This window comes from Klebsiella sp. w6 (genome assembly GCF_033100215.1).
Classification (GTDB): domain Bacteria; phylum Pseudomonadota; class Gammaproteobacteria; order Enterobacterales; family Enterobacteriaceae; genus Klebsiella; species Klebsiella variicola.
Window position 1 is genome coordinate 3268990 of sequence record NZ_CP136907.1, and the last position, 19137, is coordinate 3288126.

The 19137-nt window shown below is 49.6% G+C and carries 29 protein-coding genes and 1 pseudogene; 6 read left to right on the plus strand and 24 right to left on the minus strand.

Going from position 1 to position 19137, the window contains the following annotated elements; translation table 11 throughout:
- Positions 1-78: 78 nt before the first annotated feature.
- The 6 genes from R0140_RS16160 to R0140_RS16185 all read right to left on the minus strand — a co-directional run bounded on the left by R0140_RS16160 (position 79) and on the right by R0140_RS16185 (position 3437).
- A complete protein-coding gene (locus tag R0140_RS16160; RefSeq protein ID WP_004184480.1) occupies positions 79-324 on the minus strand; it encodes a DUF2560 family protein in 246 nt (81 codons plus the stop codon).
- Between the two features lie 1522 nt (positions 325-1846).
- Positions 1847-2035 (minus strand): hypothetical protein, encoded by a 189-nt coding sequence (locus R0140_RS16165; protein WP_071787613.1) that lies wholly within the window; start codon positions 2033-2035, stop codon positions 1847-1849.
- Complete coding sequence (locus tag R0140_RS16170; RefSeq protein WP_023322453.1) at positions 1986-2261, minus strand: hypothetical protein; 276 nt, start codon at positions 2259-2261, stop codon at positions 1986-1988. Before R0140_RS16170 ends, R0140_RS16165 begins: the two co-directional genes overlap by 50 nt.
- A complete protein-coding gene (locus tag R0140_RS16175) occupies positions 2258-2605 on the minus strand; it encodes a DUF7940 domain-containing protein (RefSeq protein WP_023322452.1) in 348 nt (115 codons plus the stop codon). The genes R0140_RS16170 and R0140_RS16175 overlap by 4 nt, the downstream gene beginning before the upstream one ends.
- Positions 2602-3141, minus strand: coding sequence for a glycoside hydrolase family 108 protein (locus R0140_RS16180; RefSeq protein WP_019704505.1), 540 nt, complete (start codon positions 3139-3141; stop codon positions 2602-2604). The genes R0140_RS16175 and R0140_RS16180 overlap by 4 nt, the downstream gene beginning before the upstream one ends.
- Positions 3138-3437 (minus strand): phage holin family protein, encoded by a 300-nt coding sequence (locus R0140_RS16185; protein WP_024176410.1) that lies wholly within the window; start codon positions 3435-3437, stop codon positions 3138-3140. Before R0140_RS16185 ends, R0140_RS16180 begins: the two co-directional genes overlap by 4 nt.
- 204 nt (positions 3438-3641) lie before the next feature.
- Between R0140_RS16185 and R0140_RS16190 the strand changes: the two genes are divergently transcribed.
- Entirely contained in the window at positions 3642-3812 is a 171-nt protein-coding gene (locus R0140_RS16190; RefSeq protein ID WP_004184492.1) for a YnfU family zinc-binding protein, read from the plus strand.
- Between the two features lie 781 nt (positions 3813-4593).
- Here the strand turns inward: R0140_RS16190 and R0140_RS16195 are convergent.
- The 7 genes from R0140_RS16195 to R0140_RS16225 all read right to left on the minus strand — a co-directional run bounded on the left by R0140_RS16195 (position 4594) and on the right by R0140_RS16225 (position 7980).
- Positions 4594-5220: a YagU family protein gene (locus tag R0140_RS16195; protein WP_038421387.1), complete on the minus strand. Its 627-nt coding sequence runs from the start codon at positions 5218-5220 to the stop codon at positions 4594-4596.
- 252 nt (positions 5221-5472) lie between these two features.
- Positions 5473-6288, minus strand: a complete 816-nt coding sequence (locus R0140_RS16200; RefSeq protein WP_130950764.1) for an antitermination protein — start codon at positions 6286-6288, stop codon at positions 5473-5475.
- Positions 6285-6581 carry a DUF1364 domain-containing protein gene (locus R0140_RS16205; RefSeq protein ID WP_048324675.1) on the minus strand — a complete coding sequence of 99 codons (297 nt, stop codon included), beginning with the start codon at positions 6579-6581 and terminating at the stop codon, positions 6285-6287. Before R0140_RS16205 ends, R0140_RS16200 begins: the two co-directional genes overlap by 4 nt.
- Positions 6582-6583: 2 nt before the next feature.
- Complete coding sequence (locus tag R0140_RS16210; protein ID WP_072071535.1) at positions 6584-6790, minus strand: hypothetical protein; 207 nt, start codon at positions 6788-6790, stop codon at positions 6584-6586.
- The gene (locus R0140_RS16215) at positions 6790-7389 is read right to left on the minus strand and encodes a DUF1367 family protein (RefSeq protein WP_317703860.1); all 600 of its coding nucleotides are present in this window, start codon (positions 7387-7389) and stop codon (positions 6790-6792) included. Before R0140_RS16215 ends, R0140_RS16210 begins: the two co-directional genes overlap by 1 nt.
- Before the next feature lie 57 nt (positions 7390-7446).
- Positions 7447-7638 (minus strand): hypothetical protein, encoded by a 192-nt coding sequence (locus R0140_RS16220; RefSeq protein ID WP_225386523.1) that lies wholly within the window; start codon positions 7636-7638, stop codon positions 7447-7449.
- A gap of 108 nt (positions 7639-7746) precedes the next feature.
- Positions 7747-7980, minus strand: a complete 234-nt coding sequence (locus R0140_RS16225; RefSeq protein WP_317703861.1) for a DinI family protein — start codon at positions 7978-7980, stop codon at positions 7747-7749.
- Between the two features lie 140 nt (positions 7981-8120).
- Between R0140_RS16225 and R0140_RS16230 the strand changes: the two are divergent.
- Positions 8121-8515: pseudogene (locus R0140_RS16230) on the plus strand (hypothetical protein); the annotation flags it as partial.
- 46 nt (positions 8516-8561) lie between these two features.
- On the opposite strand, the gene R0140_RS16235 reads toward R0140_RS16230, so the two are convergent.
- The 10 genes from R0140_RS16235 to R0140_RS16280 all read right to left on the minus strand — a co-directional run bounded on the left by R0140_RS16235 (position 8562) and on the right by R0140_RS16280 (position 14324).
- Positions 8562-8900 carry an STAS-like domain-containing protein gene (locus tag R0140_RS16235; protein ID WP_032735917.1) on the minus strand — a complete coding sequence of 113 codons (339 nt, stop codon included), beginning with the start codon at positions 8898-8900 and terminating at the stop codon, positions 8562-8564.
- Positions 8900-9874: a hypothetical protein gene (locus R0140_RS16240; protein WP_038807810.1), complete on the minus strand. Its 975-nt coding sequence runs from the start codon at positions 9872-9874 to the stop codon at positions 8900-8902. Before R0140_RS16240 ends, R0140_RS16235 begins: the two co-directional genes overlap by 1 nt.
- Positions 9875-10154: 280 nt before the next feature.
- Entirely contained in the window at positions 10155-10373 is a 219-nt protein-coding gene (locus R0140_RS16245; RefSeq protein ID WP_130950760.1) for a hypothetical protein, read from the minus strand.
- The gene (locus tag R0140_RS16250; RefSeq protein WP_040975867.1) at positions 10366-10569 is read right to left on the minus strand and encodes a hypothetical protein; all 204 of its coding nucleotides are present in this window, start codon (positions 10567-10569) and stop codon (positions 10366-10368) included. The genes R0140_RS16245 and R0140_RS16250 overlap by 8 nt, the downstream gene beginning before the upstream one ends.
- Entirely contained in the window at positions 10566-10934 is a 369-nt protein-coding gene (locus R0140_RS16255; protein ID WP_101969834.1) for a DUF977 family protein, read from the minus strand. Before R0140_RS16255 ends, R0140_RS16250 begins: the two co-directional genes overlap by 4 nt.
- A 7-nt stretch (positions 10935-10941) precedes the next feature.
- Positions 10942-11691: an ATP-binding protein gene (locus R0140_RS16260; protein WP_022631183.1), complete on the minus strand. Its 750-nt coding sequence runs from the start codon at positions 11689-11691 to the stop codon at positions 10942-10944.
- A 2-nt stretch (positions 11692-11693) separates the two neighbouring features.
- Positions 11694-12581: a hypothetical protein gene (locus tag R0140_RS16265; RefSeq protein WP_317703862.1), complete on the minus strand. Its 888-nt coding sequence runs from the start codon at positions 12579-12581 to the stop codon at positions 11694-11696.
- A 17-nt stretch (positions 12582-12598) separates the two neighbouring features.
- The gene (locus R0140_RS16270) at positions 12599-13393 is read right to left on the minus strand and encodes a ParB/RepB/Spo0J family partition protein (RefSeq protein ID WP_039104307.1); all 795 of its coding nucleotides are present in this window, start codon (positions 13391-13393) and stop codon (positions 12599-12601) included.
- 128 nt (positions 13394-13521) lie between these two features.
- Entirely contained in the window at positions 13522-14058 is a 537-nt protein-coding gene (locus R0140_RS16275) for a toxin YdaT domain-containing protein (RefSeq protein ID WP_049152615.1), read from the minus strand.
- Between the two features lie 2 nt (positions 14059-14060).
- On the minus strand, positions 14061-14324 hold the full coding sequence (locus R0140_RS16280; protein WP_071784508.1) for a transcriptional regulator: 264 nt from the start codon (positions 14322-14324) through the stop codon (positions 14061-14063).
- A gap of 96 nt (positions 14325-14420) precedes the next feature.
- On the opposite strand from R0140_RS16280, the gene R0140_RS16285 reads away from it, so the two are divergent.
- The gene (locus R0140_RS16285) at positions 14421-14777 is read left to right on the plus strand and encodes a hypothetical protein (RefSeq protein WP_071836339.1); all 357 of its coding nucleotides are present in this window, start codon (positions 14421-14423) and stop codon (positions 14775-14777) included.
- Between the two features lie 307 nt (positions 14778-15084).
- Here the strand turns inward: R0140_RS16285 and R0140_RS16290 are convergent, their stop codons facing one another.
- Positions 15085-15315 carry an ECs_2282 family putative zinc-binding protein gene (locus tag R0140_RS16290; protein ID WP_156838936.1) on the minus strand — a complete coding sequence of 77 codons (231 nt, stop codon included), beginning with the start codon at positions 15313-15315 and terminating at the stop codon, positions 15085-15087.
- 292 nt (positions 15316-15607) lie between these two features.
- Between R0140_RS16290 and R0140_RS16295 the strand changes: the two genes are divergently transcribed.
- The 3 genes from R0140_RS16295 (at position 15608) to R0140_RS16305 (ending at position 19130) form a co-directional block, all read left to right on the plus strand.
- Positions 15608-15799, plus strand: coding sequence for a YdfD/YebW family protein (locus R0140_RS16295; protein WP_004179600.1), 192 nt, complete (start codon positions 15608-15610; stop codon positions 15797-15799).
- Between the two features lie 8 nt (positions 15800-15807).
- Complete coding sequence (locus R0140_RS16300; RefSeq protein ID WP_072042630.1) at positions 15808-15963, plus strand: YdaE family protein; 156 nt, start codon at positions 15808-15810, stop codon at positions 15961-15963.
- Positions 15964-16100: 137 nt separating this feature from the next.
- Positions 16101-19130 carry a RecE family exodeoxyribonuclease gene (locus R0140_RS16305; protein WP_317703863.1) on the plus strand — a complete coding sequence of 1010 codons (3030 nt, stop codon included), beginning with the start codon at positions 16101-16103 and terminating at the stop codon, positions 19128-19130.
- Positions 19131-19137 lie beyond the last annotated feature (7 nt).

Sequence of the window (19137 nt, forward strand, 5' to 3'; positions counted from 1 at the left end):
ATTGATTGAACTGTCAGCTCAGACGATTTGTCTGATGGTCATTATCACAGGCACTCTATGAACGCCTGCTGTAATGCCTTAGCTGACCTGCTCAGCGGCAGTATCAAACAGCGCCAGCGCTTCGGTCGCTTCCTGGATTGCCTTACGGGTCTTCGAGACAATCTCACTTTCCGTGAAAACACGATCGAAAGAGTCAGCGAATAGCTCAGACTTCAGATAGCTGTCGCCTACCCAGTCAATGGCTAACTTCGCCGCTGCAGTGTCGTAATTCACTTTCTTGATAATATCCAGGCGGATTTGCTCAGATGCGGTGATCTCTGACATGTCTTACCTCTTTGATAAATAATACATACAGAAAGGCCCTGTATTAACAGGGCCTTTTATCGTCAAACTTTAGGGAACCAACGCTACAAGCCAGGTAAAGTAATGACACCCTGACTTTATACTAAAAAGTGACTCATATTAGAGCTAATGGTGATCATCCATAAAACCAGCCTGCGACACCAAGGAACATAGCTGACAGAAAACAACAAATTGCAGTTTTATGCATCAATACACCGTAAAAGGCGCAAGATATCACGACAAGAAGTACAATAAGGACAGGCCACATACTAAACAAAAGAATAGCATATGACTCTGAATTATTATAAATATTATTTTGCACTAGCATCATAATCCTTCTACGGTGTTTGAAAGCATTGCAATGATGCTAATTTTAAATTCCAACAGCGAATTTATAATAAATAGAAACCACCAAACCAACGAAAAATCACTCTTACCAAACAAAAATCATTATCAAGAAGATTCAACTACAACCCAAATATTCAACCCGTGTATATAACGCTGCACTGGAACACAAACAAATACACCTTCATTTAAACTTACTGACTTTATTATACTACCCGCAGGAGGAAAAACATCCCCACTCCCAGGCAACTTGTTAATTTGTTCAGTACCATATCGATAATACTTTGGAAGTTGTGGAAGTTTGCACTCAGTCATAATTAGCAGCTCATTTTATAAGAACTCAATGTAGCATACATAATGAACTAAAAAACCCACATTGCAAACAATATATTTCGTTAAAGTGAAAAACATTGCTTCGCGAGGAGATTTTTTTGTTCACAGCTTCTCTTACCCTCTAAATTCCCTAAGGTTTTACCTAATATCTTAATTTTGAAATGGTAGAAATATTATGAAAGTTACAGACGTACAATCCATGAAGCATACACTCGCTACGCTTGTTATATCCGAAATGTTATCTAAACTAACTTATGACTTTGCTCTGCCATGACAAAGTCCACTGTTCTACCCGTGAGCTCAGGGATGAGCCACTTCCTATAGTGTCAGACCATCCATTTTTTCTCAAAACCAGTAGAAAAACACCTCGAAATCTGACTAAACTCCGACATTGGCTGCCCCTGCAGCGCCCCGTCAATTTGTCGGATTTACTCCACGGGGTTTTTTATCACCTGAAGCTGCTGGGCAAAGGCTACAAGAATCCAGCCCACCAGCGGTACACATTCCCAGCATCCAGAAGCAGGATACCTGAGAGATGTTATATCCTTCGAATATATGAGGAATGTATCGTAAGTAGTTCTATTCAAAGGTGAGTTCATCAAGCCTTAATGGTTTTCTTATAAAAGCCTTTTGGCATTCGATTATGAGTATCTGCCCCTCGCACAATGAGCAAAACACAGGAGAGGATTTACCGGAATCACCATTTCCACAGGTGAGCTCCTAACCCCATAAATAGTGCGCCCAACCGTGTTATCTCTGATAAATTACATAAAAGACCTTGCGTTTACTTACCCGTGGACCTCAAGGATGAAGCCATTTATTTAACTCAATGAGCAGAGGTAATGCTACGGCAGTTGGCTTGCACTGCTTTGTTGTGCGCCAGAATGTCGCGCTTGGTCTGCATATCCAGCACGTCGATATCGTGGTCGGTCAAGTAGATGACCCTCACCCAGTTGCACGCCGTATCAACGACTACCGGGGCGGGTGAAGTGCTCGCGCAGCTCCCGATCAACATTGTTATCAGGCATATGGCTAACAGTCTGCTGTACATCAATGGCCCCTTTCACAACTTCCGCCTTACGTTCTGCCGCGGCGACGGTGGCGGCGGCATTCTCTTCGGTACGCTGCAGATCGGCTTTGGCTTCTGCCTTACGGGTACCGCGAGCATGACCAATACCGAACGCGCCAGCTATAGCGCCCAGGATGACGACCACCAGCCCAGCAATAATTTCGAAGCTCACTGCTGCGGCTCCTTCAGTTCTTCGGCCTTAGCTTTCAATGCTGGCTGGCGTACGTATTGCGAAAGCACCGCCAGCACCACCAGCGCAGGGCTAATCAACGCAACAATGTTTGGAGGCAGAATGTTTTTGATATCCGGCGGCAGCATCGCCCAGGCGTGCAGCGCAGCATCCGGGAACGACTGCGCCCACACACCAACCAGCGCGCCGATAGCCCCCAGCTTTACAGACCACGTTTTCAGCAGCAGGCTGGCATGGGCAACGAACTCCAGCCGGGTATATTTGCGCAGCAGTAACAGAACGAGCACAGCCACCACCACGAGCAAAGCGAAGATGATCATCTTCATAGCACGCGCTCCTTAACCCAGCCGTAGAGGAAATCCTCGTTGGCTTCGCGGCCCTCCGCCAGTTCGAGGTATCTGGCGCCCTGGCTGCAGTTCAGCGCACGTAACAGAACCTGTTCCCCCTCTTTCCCGCGGGCTGAAAGATATCCCTTAAGCGCAGTGATGGTTCGGGGGCCAATGGCGCCATCCGGGATCAGATCGGGATACAACTTCCCACGCATGTTAAGGGCAGTGAGCCAGCGCTGGAAAAACTTACTTGCAACCGATGGCCCCATGTTCACGCCAGTGTCGCAAAGCTCATCTGCCAGTAACGTAGATAAACTTGCCACCTGATCGAATCGGGGGCCGGTCCAGTAATCGCTGAGCAGAATTTGCTTTGCTGTTTCCCTGGGCAGGTTTCTCATATCACCGGTGTAACCATGTGCTCGAGCTGTGGTCTGCGTGATGCCCCAGCGGGTCGGCCCGCCTTTATCCGACGGATGATCGACATAACCACCCTCTTTGCCGAGGATCCCCTCGATAGTCTGGTCTGCTGTCATTGTGCTTTCACTCCGGTGATTCGTTCCCAGAAATACGTGAGCGCTACGGAACCCATAGCACCACTGATACCGGCAGTGGCCAGTATCATGTAAATACTCAGGCCACCTTCAATGCTGATGAGCCCACCAATAACCCCGGTAAAAGCCGAAACCACAATCTGCGCAAAAGCATTTATCCAGCTCCATTTTGCTTTGCCCTGCTTTACATCCATCAGGAATCGGACAAGGCCGCCCCAACCAGCAATGATCAGCAGAGCCAGCCAGGTGATTCCGGCCATGCTCTCTTTGTCTTGCATATGCTTTGCCATAGGTTCACCTCCGGGTTAACGGGGTGCTGTGAGTTTGATAAGGATCAGGACCGGCGGGAGGAATACTCATCAATGGTGATTCCGGGTACCTGAAAGAAAAAAACCACCTGTGCGAGGTGGTTGGGAAATTCAATACGAGCTATGTATCAGTGGATAGTGTATGGTTGCGGACCATTCATCAGGAAATGTCATATGCAACAACGCAAAAACTCAAAAAACAATCGCAACTACCTCATCAAATGTACCTGCCCTAACTGTATCAACCAATCAGAACATAGTTACACCCGAGTCCAAAAAGGTTCTGCGCTGATGTGCCCCCACTGCAGTAAGATTTTCACTCAAGACAAACTCCCTCTAGCTTAGGCTTTACGTAATCATAGTATCGGTAAAGCATCCACTGCTGTGCCCGTATTGATTAGAAAAGTGAGTCCGTTAGCTAAATTCCGCCAAGACTGGTATAGGCCTACAGACTGAACTTTTGACGTGCAGGGCCCCAGAAGACAGCAGGCCTACCGTAATGGAAGGCCTTAAGGGGTTATGCTGCATGTGGGGTGCCAGATAACGACAGGTAATTCTTCGGTCAGTCATCATGGCTCGCTCTGAGGATTCACATCTTAGTGTTTACCCCTTCGCCAGCCAGATGAAGGTATAGCTTTTTTTGATTTTTCTTTTAGCTGGTTACGAGCAAAAAGAAGCCCGCTGAGAGAGGCGGGCTGAAGTTGGCATTTCAAGGAGCAACGGTAAGAGCGCGCCTGATTGTCCGAGCTACCGATTTACCAGGATGCATTTGTTTTTACCGTTACGTTCTTTAAACATAGAAGGGTAACTGTAAACAGTAAACCCAACATGAATCTTAAATATGTTTAGTGGCAGTGTGGTGCCGGGTGCCTCCCGGTGAGCATGCCCCAGTCGGCATGGCCCGCGCTGCATTTACAGGTTTCTGTAACTGACTGGTCGCCCCTCCGCACAGGGGGATTCACCACATCAATACGTTATGTTGCAAACATAGCTTACGTCAATACACTCTCTTCGAAAGTCGCATTTGAAACTGCTACCTTCGCAGCGAACATTGCTATTGAAGAGCGCCTAATCTCAGGCATAAAAAACCCGCATTTTATGCGGGTTTCTGACTTCGCAGTTTGGATTATCTAAATGCTGAGTTCAGAGAAACCTCAGCATCAGGTTCGTGCGTAATTCTGTTTCTCAGATCCCGGCGAATTATCTCAATGGACCAGAACCACACCAGGTGTCCAAATATTTCAGAAACGTTTTCATACCATGGTAGTTCGAACAACGGTGGGGTTAGGCCCATAAGCGGAAACGAAATCATATGGACAAACAGTTGTGCGAGTGCACCAGCAAGCAAACCCTGCCACAGCTTAATTTTTGGAAACACCTCAGCAACGACACAATACCCAACCGCGAACACGATGGAGAATATGATATGTGTTACGCCTACCCAGTTAAACACATGTCCGGCGAAGGTATAGACAGCCGCATTTGGATCGGCCAACCCTAACCAATCACGCAGAAAAATATAAGGAGGGTTAAGGAAGTTTCTGGAACAATCAATCTGCCCGGCAGCTCGAATTAATGACTCTGGTCCACAGGCACTGGTAAACATATCGACAGGACTACGCGGTGGTAATGGTACTTCAGCACCCCATTTAACAAATGCTGAAACCACCCCAGAAATAAGCCCGATAAACAATGCAACACCATAATGCCGTCTGCGAGGTTCGGTTCGCACAAAAATATCTTTTAACGCCATAAAGCCATCACTTATAAAGAATATTTACAGTTCCTTAATATTCCTTAAGTTTGGCGCATGACATTTTGATTCAGATCACACTTTATAGCCGATTTCAGGCATTTGTTTTCAAAAACATAAAACCCTGCAGTAGCAGGGTTTATATGAATGTTTTCGTTCAGGCGTTTTATTCCACGATTTAAAATATACACGACAACTTCGGACAAAATCAAGCATTGTGCGTTTAAAATGCAAAATAATGCGCCCATTTACTCAATCAGCTGTTGCTCGTTGAAACTCTTTATCTGCCCTCTCCTCTTCCTTCCAGCACAGGTCCACCAGCGCATCGCAGAAAGGTTTCCAGTTGCGTGTCCATGTTCTGATGTGCAGGTCTGGGATAAGCGTCAGAATCGCTTTATAAGCAGCAGTAGACGGCATCGTTGAAAAGCCATTCCCCGAACAGCGCTCACAGATTTTATATACCGGTGCTCCCTGCTCTTTTGTCGCTTTGCGATCCAGAATCCGGCCAGAACCACCACAGCGGCAGCGAGCGTTTACTTTCCCCTTACCGTCACAGGCTTCACATTTAGCGCTTATGCTGGCTGTTACTTCAGTCCACTTATCCCAGTCGGAAGGACGGACAGCACGGGATTTTTTAGCCCAATATGGTGCTTTGCCCCACGGATTAGAAACTTTGCGTTCCGTGGTAGTGGTTTCAATCTTTCCGGTGCCACTGCATACCTTGCAGACTCCCGTTGTTTGCGCGGACCGGGAATACTCCGCAAAAGCAAACTGCGCTAAAATCAGGCAGCAGCGCCCCAGCTCTTTACCCGCTGTTTTGCGTACGTTCTTCGGTGCGGTTTCAATCGCATACCGTGCTAGCGCCTGGACGGCCAACTGCTCATCTGTCTTGCTGATGCCAGTCTTTCCAAAGAACGCTGCCAGTCCGAACCTTGCCCTGCTGCTTGTCACCCCAATACCAGCCATAACATCCGTACCGTTGAGATGGTCAGGTGATGTGCTTTTCACATCGTCGCTGATGTGCATACCCTGAGGGCTGAAATGTTTTAAGGATGCTTCGAGTTTCATACTTTCAGTAACCCCTCTTTTTTCCATATAGCCAATGTTCTGATTACGCCTTCCGCATGCATCAGGCGCAGTTCGTCGCGGGTGTAATCGGTGGTTCTCTTTCTGCCATCAATGAGATCGTGGCAAGCACTGCAGGCTATAGCACCCTGTGTATCGTCCGGCTTGCATCCAGTTCCGCAGGTACCCGCCAGGCGGTAGTGCGCCAGTACGCTGGTTTCCGGATTGCCATTGCAATACCCGGGGATCCGTACTGTGCATTCGCGGCCTCGGGCCGCTTTGCGAAGATTCGCCATACTCACCCCCACATCCTGTTGCGCCAGCGAGAGTCTGGCCGCGGCGGATATTTGTCCTCCACCAGCTGCGCGCTGACGGTCCATGTCATAAAGTCAGGGTTTAAGCTTCGTTCGACCTTTACGCCCCGCTGACGATATCTCGCTACCAATTCTTCGGCCTGCTGCGTTGTGCATTCGAGATGGTGAAACCATGAGCGTTTCATCGGCATCACCCCGAAAAGCTTAAAAGCTGGTTTGCGGCGTTCTCAGCTTCCTGCAGGCTGTTGAACGAACGAGAGAGGATCCATCGCCAGAGAACATCGAGCGATGCTTTGTACAGTTCCTGGAATTCGCATTCGTCCATGCTGGCGAAAGAAATGCTGCGAGGGTGTTTTTTCAGCGTACCGTCCGGCAGCTGTATGGCGTCATAGTGGCCTGCTTCTACAATGACCCACGCCCGGTAAGCATCGAAGGATTTGCAAATACTGATAGAGCCAGATCGCTTCTCGGCTATTTGGTCGAGATATTGCCCGGCGGCATCAAGTAACGCCGATTCACTCCCGCCATATGCAGCAAGGTATTTGGCGTAACCTGTGATAAGCCTGCGCTCATTAGACGAAATCGCCCCGCCGGTAGGTTCCCAATATTCAAAGCCGAGATTGAGTAAAGCAAAGTAACGGCGATGAAACGCCGGATTACGGACAAGTTTAAAGTCGGCCTCCAGAACGGAGCCGAGCTTGCATTTTGATTGCAAGAAATCGCTGGTCTCCTGCGTGGCAGGGATCAGTATACCTTGGGTCTGTTTTATCAGGTGTAATTGTTGCGCCATGGTTTTCACTCCGTGGCGCTGAGATGCTCCGTTGCCGTTGTTCAGGCGGCAGGTAAATTATTGCAGCTTACTCTCGGTTTCGTCAATGCAGCCAGCTTCTTTAGCTAGCTCTTTAAACTCTTCAATCGTTAGCAAAAACTGACTTTTTCTTACCTTTTCGAGTCCGGTAATTTTCCCTCCATCACTCGAAATTAAAAACTTCCCGCCCTGCCTGATAATGTCCACCACTTCGGCGATATCGAGATCCACTTCATCCCCCTGAGCGACATACAGACGCAAAAAATATAGTCCGGCGACAGCATCAAAGGGACACGCTTATTGCGATGCTTTGGGAAATGCCAGCCACCAAAAGGTGAATCAGTAAAACCAGTCGTCCGCGCTTTCCCACGTCTCTTGCAGGATTTGCTCTACACGTTTTTTATCGCCATCAGCCCCGCCCAAAACGCTAAGACCATCGTTGCTTGTGCGTCGAATGGTTAATTTGCAGTCATCATGAGACTGGGACAAGCGGCGCAGCAATTCTTGCTCAAGCACAGGTATGGCGCCATCAGGGATTTTTTTATGTTTATCAATTGTGACTTCAACTTTCATGGTTAGCACCTCTCACGGATACTGTATAAATAAACAGCATACCGGTTACATGAAATGTTCAACCCCTCTGCCGCACTTTTTGCCAACACCATGCTTATGTTTAGATTGATGTTTTTCCATAATAAAAAACCCGACGAAGGGGCTTTATGATGTACATGACCGACGCAGCGCAGAGCTGGGGGGCGTAAACAATATCTGCTAGTCCATGAAAAGTGGCCTTGGCCCAAGCAACTTCCGCAACCTGTTTATATATTCGCCCAACGGCAAAAAGGACAGTCTCCAGATCATTCCGCAGTCAGAAGTAGCGGCCAAGGAAGAGTTTCTGAATATCAAAAACGTGAGCCGCGATGACATGACGGCAGCGTACCGCGCACTGCCGCAAATACTGGGCATCATTCCCATTCATACCGGCGGCCTTGGAGGCGTTGAAAAGGCCAACGAATTAATGCCCTTGTAAAAGCGGATGCAAGAGCTGAAGATACGTATTGGTGAAGAGATGATAAAGTTTGACACTTACTCTTTAGGCATTGATTGATATAAAAAAAGCGCCCAAGTAGGGCGCCTTTTTTATCATAATGTGGTTAACAAGCTGCACATACACCATTAAATCCAACAGACTGAGCCTTCTTTGTTGCAACTTCGTTACTACGGCGCTGGATAACTTTAGCAATGCTCTTCAGGATTGAAGGGGAAGCGTTACGAACTTTAACCTGGTTAAGTATCTTTGTAACACCAAATTTAACCACCAACACTCCAAAGATTTCATCTGAGTAGGACTCAGAAATCGAGTATACGCCGCTCAAATCCAGATCAACTGCGTTGCCACTTTTGATTAACACTTCAATCTGATGCCGTTGAGGAATAGCCTGATTGCGCGAAGCCAGGTCACCCTCGGGTAACTTGTATGCGATTCTGTTCATCACTCTCCTCCTAACGCCTGCATGATTTCCATAAGCTGAGGATCATTTTCTTCATTATCTTTATCAACAGCTAGTTCATGAATCTTAAAACGACAAGAAATAGCCACTCCAGGCCACTCACTTTTCAATTGAGTGTAGGTCACTTCATCACCGATTGCCTCTAAGCATACATTTCCTGTAGCCAGTTGCAATTCTCCATTGTAAGTTTTTACCAATTTCATCAAGTGATAAAGGCCAAGCCCTTGATGATTATTCTCTTTTTCTTTTACGGCAACGCCACTACCAAACATACTTCCCCCCATAAAATCTTGGGGTAACTGCTGGGCCCAGTCATCCTGCAGATCAGCATGCTTAGAAGAGTGCCCTTTTTGTATACACCAAGCGATTGCATCCTTATGCGATAAGATGCCGCTTATACCTGCGCGACGGAGTTCCTTCAGAAAGCCCAAGCCATAGTCTGCAAGGGAAAACTCCAAATAATGCTCTTTTCTTTGCGTAAGAGGAACTGCAGAGCGTTGAGCAAAAGAAAATCCTGTAGATTTTCCATGTGACCATACGTTGTCGTGCAACTCTCCGATAACATGCGTCAGATCAGTAAGGCCTTTGGGATAATCAGTTCTCCCTTTACCTGGAAACGCTAATTGTCTAACACAGCTGTTGATACTGCCCGTTGCTATGTCTACAGCTTCAACATTATTCAATGCGGTGACTAAGCTATAATTAGTACCAACTCTTAGACGTTCCTGTTGGTACTGATCTTCCCCCCAAAGAGCGCCATGCATGTTGATAGCTTGCATGTAACCAGGACGGGTAAACGTGCAATTATTTTCAGTAATCCTATGATGATTAACGTAGGCAGCCAAAACAGTGATAAAGCCCGGATGCCAATAGTTATCCGGTAAAGACAATTTATTCGTGTCTCGCTGATGATGCTCAGCAGTTTGTTCAATAGCGTCTTTTAATCCTAAACCCATTGACAGCGCCTTTTTTGATCATTTTTGCTTATCATATAACTTCCACCTTACCAGAGCAAAGCCATCTAGGTTCCTGATGGGCCATCTTTCTCAAAAAGCAGCCGCTCACGCTCGTCCCCCCGTCACGCCAACCCAGTTTACTGGTTAATTTTCAATCGCCTGCATTGGGTTTGAAAAAGCCCGTCATCTCTGGCAGTGACGGATACATTTCACCTTCAGTCCAGTATCCCTCTGTATCTTTAATGCAGAGAATTTGCAGTGAGTTGCTCATTTGGCCCCCTCATGCAGCTGCGATGCTCGAAAAAAAAGACTCCCGCGTATGACTGTTAAGAGCTGGCGCAAAGGCCGCATTAAGAACGGCAACATCACAGCCGTCATCGGTATAGAGCGCGATTTTTTTCTCCAGGCGCGCTTTGGCCTCCTGCAGCTGCATACCCCGGCAGGCGCGCGGGATATACTCAGCAATTTGAGCGATACATTTTTCGTTCTGTTTAAACATGCTTCACCCCGATAGGCTTGATGGTGTCGAGCAGCAATCGGCGGCGCGTATTTTCTGCAAAGTGACGGCGCCCGGTTTCTTTGTGGTAAAACTCATTTTTGCCGACGACCCACATTCGCTCTGTCTGGTGCAGTTTTTTTACCTGCGGACCGTCTTTGGTGATCACGGTGCCGGTATGGGTTTTTACGATTGTCATACGGCCTCCCGGGATGACGATGCAGGCGTACAGGTAAAAATGACTTCCTGAATATCGAGGAAACGCTGGAATACGGGGCAACCAAGCAGGCTGTAATTCATCCCAACAGCAACTTTCGGCACCAGGCCAAAGCGCTTCATGTCAAAGTCGATGACGGCCCGCTGATCGCGGAAAAGCCCCAAACGACCATGCCGGATAACCTCGCCAGTCGCTTCTGCTTCGGAAAAATACCGCTGGACAGTAGCGCGGCTCAGCCCCAGTTTTTTCATTGCCTCGGCGGTCGTGAGTCGCCCCTGATGTCTGGTGATCCGAATCACTGCGCGGACGTACTCTCTGCGCTCAACTGCTGACAATGCTCTAGCCATACATACCTCACTTAACGACACGCAAATGGCGCACGTTTTTGCGATAGCTGTCCCATTCAAAATTCACCCACATACCGCCGTCCATCTGGAGACGGTCAAGGATCCGCATACCCAGTGTTTCCTTCAGCGATTCATAGTTCAGGTTGGTTAGGATGCCGACAGGTCGCATGGAGGACAGCCGGCGATCGATAACCTGATTCAGGATGACTTTTTCACCGCTGCTTCCGCGCTGAATACCCACCTCATCCAGAATAAGCAGGTCCACATGGCACAAATCGTCCAGCAAGGACGCCTCTGACTGCCCGCCGTCATAACATTCCCGAACACGCAGCATGAGATCCGGAATGGTTACCACCAGCACAGAGCGGCCACCAGCCAGCAGGTGATTTCCGATTGCTGCCGCCAGATGGTTTTTCCCGGTGCCCGGTGCTCCGCTGAATACGAAACTCGCAAACCCAGAGCCGAAATGCTGCGCATAACTTTTCGCCATCGAGAGCGCCCGACGCTGGCCATCCGACTCAACCTGATAGTTCGCGAATGTGCAGCCGCGGTGCAGATCCTGAATTCCTGCACGTCCAAAGATTTTCTCTGCACGTGCGCGCTGGTTTTGTTTTTCCAGTTCCTCACAGCGCTTACGGCCTTCTTCGGCTTGCCAGGCACGCCATTCATCAACGCTGCCGAATTTAGGCTGAACGCCAGGGGGAATGAGTTTTTTAAATCGCTCCAGTGCATTCCCGGTACGAACAAAGTTTTTCATCGCTACCCCCTGAATCCCGCGGGGATGGTTTTGTCAGGTTCCGAAATCTGATTGGGATCTCGAGTTCCTAGCGCCTGCTGAATCGCCCACGGTTCGCTGAAATGCATACCGGGACCAAAAAACGTTTTCGCCTGTTTCACGTACTGCGTGTTCAGGATTCCCTCGGCTTTAACGAAAGCCGCGTAACGCTCCACACCTGCGAGGATTTCCGCCGTAGTGGTTCCATCCCTGATTCGGGCATTCCAGGCTTTGAAGGCATCGGATTTGCTGTTACCCCCTGCCCGCCTGGGATAAACCGACCAGACCTGCTCGAACTCATTCGGGTATATTTTTTGAGGTTCAGGTTTATCGCCTTCGTCCTGGTTCTGATCGTCAGGGGGTGTGGCGGAGCCATGCCCCGAACTATCTTCCTCCTGATCCTGTTCCTGCTCCTGATCCTGTTCCTGGTTAAGGAACGGTTCGAGAACCCTTTCGGAACCCTTTAGTTTTGCGATACCAATGTGGGATATTGCCGAGGCTAAAACCCGCGCCAGCTCTGGCTTCACCGTAGATTTGTCCGGGACCTGATCAAACAAACGAAGTGCTGCAATTCCCTGGTTTGGGTTTTCAACTGAATTCCAGGTCAGAAAGTTACGAATTAGCACCCATTTCGATGACGAATCACGCGTTGCGAAACCGTTAGCCGATAGCTCATCAAACCCTTTCGAAACCCTTTCAGGAGTCCAGGCAAGGTCTTCCGAAACGTATCCATCAGGCAGTCGGAAACACCCGATCATGTTTGTGTGTTGCCCGGTGAGCAGGTACAGCGCCAGCAACCTGGCATCATCCGATACCCGGCGCATTCCATCGCTTATCCAAAATGATGTATGCACCTTGCCGTAATCACGCATAGAGACCCCGTTGTTGCTTAAACTGGTGTGTTTTCATCACCAAGCACCCACCGCAAAGCCTCAGCGTATTCGCCACTGGCGGTTTGAAGTTGCTGGGTGATTTCCTTACGGGATTTGAGACGCGGCTTTGTGTCGCCAAGGACAGCGCGCTGACGGCGAGCTTTCTCGTGGCCAGTTACACCCTCTGCCGCTGCCTCTAACTGTTTGACCGTTTCCCGCTGCTTTTCCGGTGGCATATCGACCAGCTGACGCGCTTGAGTGACAGTGACTTTTCCAGCCTCAACCGCCGCCTGGACGGCCTGCGTAGCATCCAGTAGAGCCACGGTTGCCTGGACCGTTTTTACGCTGCAGCCAAAAAGCAGGGCAATGTCATTTTCGTCATGACCGTATTCCATCTGCTGAACCATTTTTTTTGCCCGGCCCAGTGGGGTATCTGGTTGCGTGATCTCGTTTTCGCTGACCATGTATTTGGCCATTTGAATTGCCGAGCCGCGCTTAGCTATACCGGGTACCGGCCAGGGTTCCAGCCCTGCCCGCTTTCTCCTGGCGTTTGCTTCCATAGCGTTCTTTACGCGCTGCCGACCTGCAACCACGCAGGTTTTCCCTGTCTCTGGGTCCTTCCACACGATAATCGGTTCGAGTACCCCAAGCTCCATGATGTTGAGGATCACAGCTTCATTAAGCGGTAGGTGTACTCGTTCGTCGTACAGCGGGTGTGTTGTATCGGTAACCAGATGCAAACTTTCCGGTTCGAAAAAAAGAACATTGCTTTTGCCGCTGGCGCCGTATGCGTCGATAGAATTTTTAGCCATGGGCGCCCCCGTTATTGATATTCAGTTGGTGAGTGTTCATAATTTCCCCTGTGAATTGATCCAGTTAATTCGCAACGAAAGCCGTAGGTGTTGCAGCACCGCGGCTTTCACCTTTCTGAGTTCCAGCATCACGTCACTCCTAGCATTGAAGTGACAATGGCCATCAGCGGCGCCGTTAACTCAGGGTCTATCCGGAACATCTCGACAATTCCCTCGCTCAGTTCTTTCAGCTTCTGATGGCGTGGAGCCCCCACAGCAACGGCAATCTTTGCTTCGCTGGTTTCTTTTTCCAGACGAGCCAGACGGGACATAAAATTGTCTTCGGGCATCAGGCGATGGCGAAACTCCAGCGGAAGAACGGTCATGATTGCCGGGGTAAGAAGGCGAACGTACTCGCGATAACGTTCAGACTCGGCCGGGTTGTCCAGGTAGCGAAAAAGCTTTTGTCTGGCTCGGCTGATGTCATCAGGAAACGCGATCTCCTCGCCGCCCTGCTGTCGCCACTCATCGATGATGTATGCCGAGACAACGTCCTGCCCTTCAGCTGCTGCCCAGGCGCGAACGGCAGAGCGAATACCGTCGTGATCTGACTCTCTCAGCTGATTTCGCTTTATCAGAGCGCCGGTGCTGAATCCGGTATTTTGTTGAAAGGGAAGTGTTTGCATGGTTAATCCCCATTAAGCTCGGAGCTGTTAGTTAGGGGAGTTGTAGGAGGTATAAACTCAGGCCAGATTGTTTCCCAATCATCTGGGAAACAATCTGCTCTGGTAACAGCGCCTTCCGTAAGCTGTTCTATTTGTATGGCGCGAGATGGGGATATGGCAGCAATCCCAGATGCCATTTGTGAAAGATAAGAAGTCGATACCTCGAGCTTTGTAGCCAAGGCCTTGGAGCTGCCTCGTTTCATGTTTAGATAATCTTTAAGTTGCATAGTGGCTCCCTCATGTGATTACGGTGAGTTTATAAAACACTAAACCAAAACGTCAAGTATTTGCTTGTTTATAAATTACTAATCAAAATGCTTTCTATGACGACACAGGAAATTAGACGCAGGCGACTTAAGGAATGGTTCTCAGAAAAGTCGCTTCCAGAGAAAGAGAAAAGCTATTTATCTCAATTGATAAATGGCCGCAGTTCCTTTGGCGAAAGAGCGGCAAGAAGGTTAGAAAGAGATTACGGAATGCCCTCAGGCTTCCTTGACTCAGACACCTCTGACTCCCAAAGCACACCGCCAAGTCTTGTGTTGAGTGAAGAAGAACTTAAGCTCATTACTTTTTTTCGTGGATTCCCTGACTCCGCAAAGAAAGAAGCGCTAATTGAATTTGAATCTAAGTTCAATAAATTCAACGAACTTTTCAAAGAGTTACTGGCTTCACGCAGTTAACGCTCACGCCTCCCAAACCAAATCTCGTCAAAGGCGGGCTTTGGTTTTTTCACAACCCCTTCCTTCATTTGGGCCTCAGGATCTGAAGGCTTCAATTTTTTACGCACAAAAGTTTACTTTTTACTTTACAGAATAGTTTAGCAATGATTAAACTCACTACATCAACAACGCGCTGCGTTGCTCCGATAAACGTTCCGCTGGCCGGCGACAAGGCAATGAGGGTGAGATGAGTAAGGTAAAGGTGGCGCCTATTGAACTCGAAATAGACGCCACGGAAGTAATCAATCAGGTCGAGGAACTACTGGGGTTACTTGAGCTTCCAGCCCGTTCCCTTGAAGGCATCCCTGAGGATGTCGTCAACCTGCTTTTTGACAACATCCGTCCCTTGCTTAACGACATCGTCCTTAGTGATTTCTCGACCACAGTTGGCACAACTGACGCCAACAAAATTTGTCTCAAAGTCGAAATCATCGGGACGCTTGAGCATCTCGCTTCCGCAATCAGGGCAAGCAACTTTCATCGTTGTCAGTTTTGACATTTTTATTTCCTTGCTGGCTGTGTGAGAACTACCAGCATACCACCGAGCCTGAAGTGGTTAAAAGACAGGCATAAATGAGGAATTGGAATGAGCAAGCACGGTATCAGAGCCCTGGTCATTTCAGCAGTAATTGGGCTCTTCATCTGGATCGCGCTTTTCTGCGCACTGAGGGGATTGTTTCTATGAATGATTTCGCACGCAAACCCGCTCGTCAGCAGGCTGTTCGTTTAAGTCCGCTGTCAGCTTTCATCCGCCGGGTGTGCTACATGCTCGCGCAAAAAGGAGACCCTTCATGAGCACGATGTTTGCCCTGGTCCTCACCGTCAGCATGCTGACGGGCGGTAATCAGGATGTCCTGCTCGGCGTTTACGACACTGAGAATGACTGCAAGGCAGCTGCAGAAGAGCAACACGTTAAAGCTGAATGTTATCCGCTGAAAGGCGTACTGGACGAGCATCCGGCCGGATTCACGGTGCAAATGTAGGGGGAGGAATGCAGAAGAAATGCGGTTACTGCCGTAAAGCAATCGAGGGAAAACCAGTGGTGAGCACCCTGTTGTACCTCCAGGGAAACCAGCTCGCACGGAAAGATAAAGAGTATTGCTCTGAACGTTGCGCCTCTCACGACCAGATGGCTCACGAGGGCTAACGTAAACCCGCCGAAGCGGGCTGTACGTCCGGTGCCACCGACCAAAGTTACACCGGAAATTACCAAAACCAATGACCACCCTGAATGGGCGCTACCAATGGCCCGGGGGATTCTACATCCAAAATAGAGGCTATCACATGGAATATTTTTATCTGATAAAAGCGACTCAAAAATCGGGTAAAGCTGATGCCGTAATCTGGCGAACTAATAAATCAGAAGCTCGCGCCCTTCTACAGCTGGACGTCGATCTGGAAGACGCTGGGATCGAAACAGGCCGCGGCAAAGACTATCAAAAACCAATTCGCACCGATTTCCCGGTATTCAATGACCTGCCGGCGGAAGGTGTTCTCGATTACTCATGGTGCGAACGCTACCAGCTCGGCGACGATAGTCGCACCTGGGCTCTGAAACCCGGTCAGGCGCCTGCGGATCATCACATCGATGATGCCGGAGCCGTTAGTGGCGAGCTGGTTGATGCCAATACTACTGGCGACGAGGCACAAGGTGAGACCGTGGAAACTTTCGGTAGTGATGAATACCAGGACGATTCCAGCGCGCTTTTTAACGTGGCCGAACTCCCCTTTCGCGCTCAGCTGTTGGCGCAGTATATGGCCGAAGAACGTCACGTTTATCATATCAGCATGCCTCACCGGCAGGAGCTGTCCATTCTTGAAATGGGCACTGATAATGCGGCCGTCCAGGACCTGATTCTGGCCGCCGAGAATGTCCCTGAAATCAAAAAATACGATATGCAGGCGCTCTGGAAATTCACCAGCGCCAATAAAAAAGTCTTCCCGGAAGGGAAACGGCATGAGCTCGGCAAGCGTATCCAGTTTGCAAAGCTGTGGTTCGCCACGAACGCGATCGACCGCGGCATTCTCACCAGGGAATGGGCTGCCGGTAACTGCATTTCTTCGGTTTTGAAAACCGATGCAGGAACTAATGCTGGCGGCGGTAATAAAACCGATCGCAATCCTGACTACACCCATACCCTTGATACGCTCGATGTAGAAATAGCCCTGGCCACAATGCCAATGGATTTCGATATCTACAATTTCCCGGCATCAATTCACCGCCGGGCCAAAGAGATCGTCCAGAAGAAAGAAAGTCCGTTCAAGGAATGGTCTGTAGCGCTGCGCAAGGTCGCAGGCATCCTGGATTATTCCCGCGCAGCCATTTTTGCCCTTATTCGTGGCGCCACCAGCGATATTCATCATTTCCCGGTAAGTCTGCAGACCTATATCAATGCGAACCTGACCGAGCATAAGCATGACGCCCCTTCTGCTGAGACGCTTGAAAAAGCTGGTCATGTTTCATCTGCCGCCGTCACTCTGGACGCTGTGAAAAAGGCTATCGATGGAGATGAAGGTGTGCCTGACCTGGAAAATCTCTCCACTGACTTTCAGGTAATTGGCACCGAACTGGTGAAAGAAGCTCAAAAGAAACGTCCTGACGCTAATCAGGTTCTGGCCGCCGAACGTGGTGAATATGTCGAAGGCATCAGTGACCCCTCGGATCCGAAGTGGATAACTGAAGACCTGACCAAACCCCGAGCCCCGGAAATTGCCAGTCTCGGCGGCGGAATGTTTTCAATTGAAGGCCTTATGACTTCACCGGCTACTAATGCCACCGAAGAAGGAACCACCAGCAATGTGCAGATGGAAGCGGATCAGTCAGTCAAAAACGAAATTGATAGTTCGGTATCAACAGGCGAAGGCGCTGATGAACCTCCTGCGCAAACAACTGCCGTGAACATGAGCGAAATACTGGCTGAACGCTGCCCGGATCTCACAGCGGCAGTGCTGAATAGCCAGGTTTCCGAGAGTGCTCACAGTGATGATGAGGAAGAGGCTGAACAAATAGCGCCAGCATGGCCGGAGTATTTCGAGCCTGGTCGATATGAAGGCGTGCCAAATGAGGTCTACCACGCCGCTAACGGCATCAGCTCCACGATGGTTAAAGATGCCCGGGTATCGCTGATGTATTTCGAGGCGCGCCACGTATCCAAGACCATCCAGAAGGTACGCTCCCCTGTTCTGGATATGGGCAATCTGGTGCATGCACTGGCGCTGCAGCCTGATCAGCTGGAAAAAGAATTCAGCATCGAGCCGGAAATCCCGGAAGGCGCCTTCACCACGACGGCGACGATCCGCGCGTTTATCGACGAATACAACAACGGGCTTCCGGTTTTGCTCAGCGCAGATGACATCAAGAGATTCCTGGAGGAATACAACGCCACCCTGCCCGCTCCTGTACCGCTGGGCGGCGACAAAGATGCAATTGGCATTGCGTATCTGGAATTACCTGACGAGTTCAAGCGAATCGTTGGTGACGATAAAAACTTTACCGCGCCAGCAATGAAAGCCTGCATCAAAGAATACAACGCCACCCTGCCTGCCCAGGTGAAAACCAGCGGTGGCCGCGATGCCTTACTGGAACAGCTGGCGATTATCAATCCTGACATGGTTGCTCAGGAAGCGCAGAAGGCGCAGCCGCTGAAAGTATCAGGTACCAAGGCGGATCTGATTCAGGCCGTGAAATCGGTTAAGCCGGATGCCGTATTTGCCGATGAGCTGCTGGATGCATGGCGCGAGAACCCTGAAGGAAAAGTGCTGGTTACCCGCCAGCAGCTGGCTACAGCACTGGCCATTCAGAAAGCGCTGTTGAATCACCCGACCGCCGGCAAGTTATTGACGCACCCGAGCCGTGCCGTCGAGGTGAGTTATTTCGGCATTGATGAGGAAACCGGGCTGGAAGTTCGTGTGCGTCCTGACCTTGAGATAGACATGGGCGGCCTGCGCATCGGTGCGGACCTTAAAACCATCAGCATGTGGAACATCAAGCAGGAAGGCCTGCGTGCCAAATTGCACAGGGAAATCATCGAGCGAGATTACCACCTGAGCGCGGCTATGTACTGCGAAACCGCAGCCCTTGACCAGTTCTTCTGGATATTCGTCAACAAAGACGAGAACTACCACTGGATCGCCATCATCGAGGCATCCGGAGAACTGCTGGAACTCGGCATGCTGGAATATCGCAAAGCAATGCGTGCCATCGCGAACGGTTTCGACACTGGCGAATGGCCGGCGCCAATCACTGAGGATTACGCCGAAGAACTCAACGATTTTGATGTGCGCCGCCTCGAAGCGCTGCGCGTACAGGCATAAGGGGATA

Coding starts and splice junctions, on each gene's coding strand:
- R0140_RS16160 (WP_004184480.1), bottom strand. CDS start 324: ATGTCAGAGATCACCGCATCTGAGCAAATCCGCCTGGATATTATCAAG.
- R0140_RS16165 (WP_071787613.1), bottom strand. CDS start 2,035: ATGTTGATCGGGAGCTGCGCGAGCACTTCACCCGCCCCGGTAGTCGTT.
- R0140_RS16175 (WP_023322452.1), bottom strand. CDS start 2,605: ATGAAGATGATCATCTTCGCTTTGCTCGTGGTGGTGGCTGTGCTCGTT.
- R0140_RS16180 (WP_019704505.1), bottom strand. CDS start 3,141: ATGACAGCAGACCAGACTATCGAGGGGATCCTCGGCAAAGAGGGTGGT.
- R0140_RS16185 (WP_024176410.1), bottom strand. CDS start 3,437: ATGCAAGACAAAGAGAGCATGGCCGGAATCACCTGGCTGGCTCTGCTG.
- R0140_RS16190 (WP_004184492.1), top strand. CDS start 3,642: ATGCAACAACGCAAAAACTCAAAAAACAATCGCAACTACCTCATCAAA.
- R0140_RS16195 (WP_038421387.1), bottom strand. CDS start 5,220: ATGGCGTTAAAAGATATTTTTGTGCGAACCGAACCTCGCAGACGGCAT.
- R0140_RS16200 (WP_130950764.1), bottom strand. CDS start 6,288: ATGAAACTCGAAGCATCCTTAAAACATTTCAGCCCTCAGGGTATGCAC.
- R0140_RS16205 (WP_048324675.1), bottom strand. CDS start 6,581: ATGGCGAATCTTCGCAAAGCGGCCCGAGGCCGCGAATGCACAGTACGG.
- R0140_RS16210 (WP_072071535.1), bottom strand. CDS start 6,790: ATGCCGATGAAACGCTCATGGTTTCACCATCTCGAATGCACAACGCAG.
- R0140_RS16215 (WP_317703860.1), bottom strand. CDS start 7,389: ATGGCGCAACAATTACACCTGATAAAACAGACCCAAGGTATACTGATC.
- R0140_RS16225 (WP_317703861.1), bottom strand. CDS start 7,980: ATGAAAGTTGAAGTCACAATTGATAAACATAAAAAAATCCCTGATGGC.
- R0140_RS16235 (WP_032735917.1), bottom strand. CDS start 8,900: ATGAACAGAATCGCATACAAGTTACCCGAGGGTGACCTGGCTTCGCGC.
- R0140_RS16240 (WP_038807810.1), bottom strand. CDS start 9,874: ATGGGTTTAGGATTAAAAGACGCTATTGAACAAACTGCTGAGCATCAT.
- R0140_RS16245 (WP_130950760.1), bottom strand. CDS start 10,373: ATGTTTAAACAGAACGAAAAATGTATCGCTCAAATTGCTGAGTATATC.
- R0140_RS16250 (WP_040975867.1), bottom strand. CDS start 10,569: ATGACAATCGTAAAAACCCATACCGGCACCGTGATCACCAAAGACGGT.
- R0140_RS16255 (WP_101969834.1), bottom strand. CDS start 10,934: ATGGCTAGAGCATTGTCAGCAGTTGAGCGCAGAGAGTACGTCCGCGCA.
- R0140_RS16260 (WP_022631183.1), bottom strand. CDS start 11,691: ATGAAAAACTTTGTTCGTACCGGGAATGCACTGGAGCGATTTAAAAAA.
- R0140_RS16265 (WP_317703862.1), bottom strand. CDS start 12,581: ATGCGTGATTACGGCAAGGTGCATACATCATTTTGGATAAGCGATGGA.
- R0140_RS16270 (WP_039104307.1), bottom strand. CDS start 13,393: ATGGCTAAAAATTCTATCGACGCATACGGCGCCAGCGGCAAAAGCAAT.
- R0140_RS16275 (WP_049152615.1), bottom strand. CDS start 14,058: ATGCAAACACTTCCCTTTCAACAAAATACCGGATTCAGCACCGGCGCT.
- R0140_RS16280 (WP_071784508.1), bottom strand. CDS start 14,324: ATGCAACTTAAAGATTATCTAAACATGAAACGAGGCAGCTCCAAGGCC.
- R0140_RS16285 (WP_071836339.1), top strand. CDS start 14,421: ATGACGACACAGGAAATTAGACGCAGGCGACTTAAGGAATGGTTCTCA.
- R0140_RS16290 (WP_156838936.1), bottom strand. CDS start 15,315: ATGTCAAAACTGACAACGATGAAAGTTGCTTGCCCTGATTGCGGAAGC.
- R0140_RS16295 (WP_004179600.1), top strand. CDS start 15,608: ATGAGCACGATGTTTGCCCTGGTCCTCACCGTCAGCATGCTGACGGGC.
- R0140_RS16300 (WP_072042630.1), top strand. CDS start 15,808: ATGCAGAAGAAATGCGGTTACTGCCGTAAAGCAATCGAGGGAAAACCA.
- R0140_RS16305 (WP_317703863.1), top strand. CDS start 16,101: ATGGAATATTTTTATCTGATAAAAGCGACTCAAAAATCGGGTAAAGCT.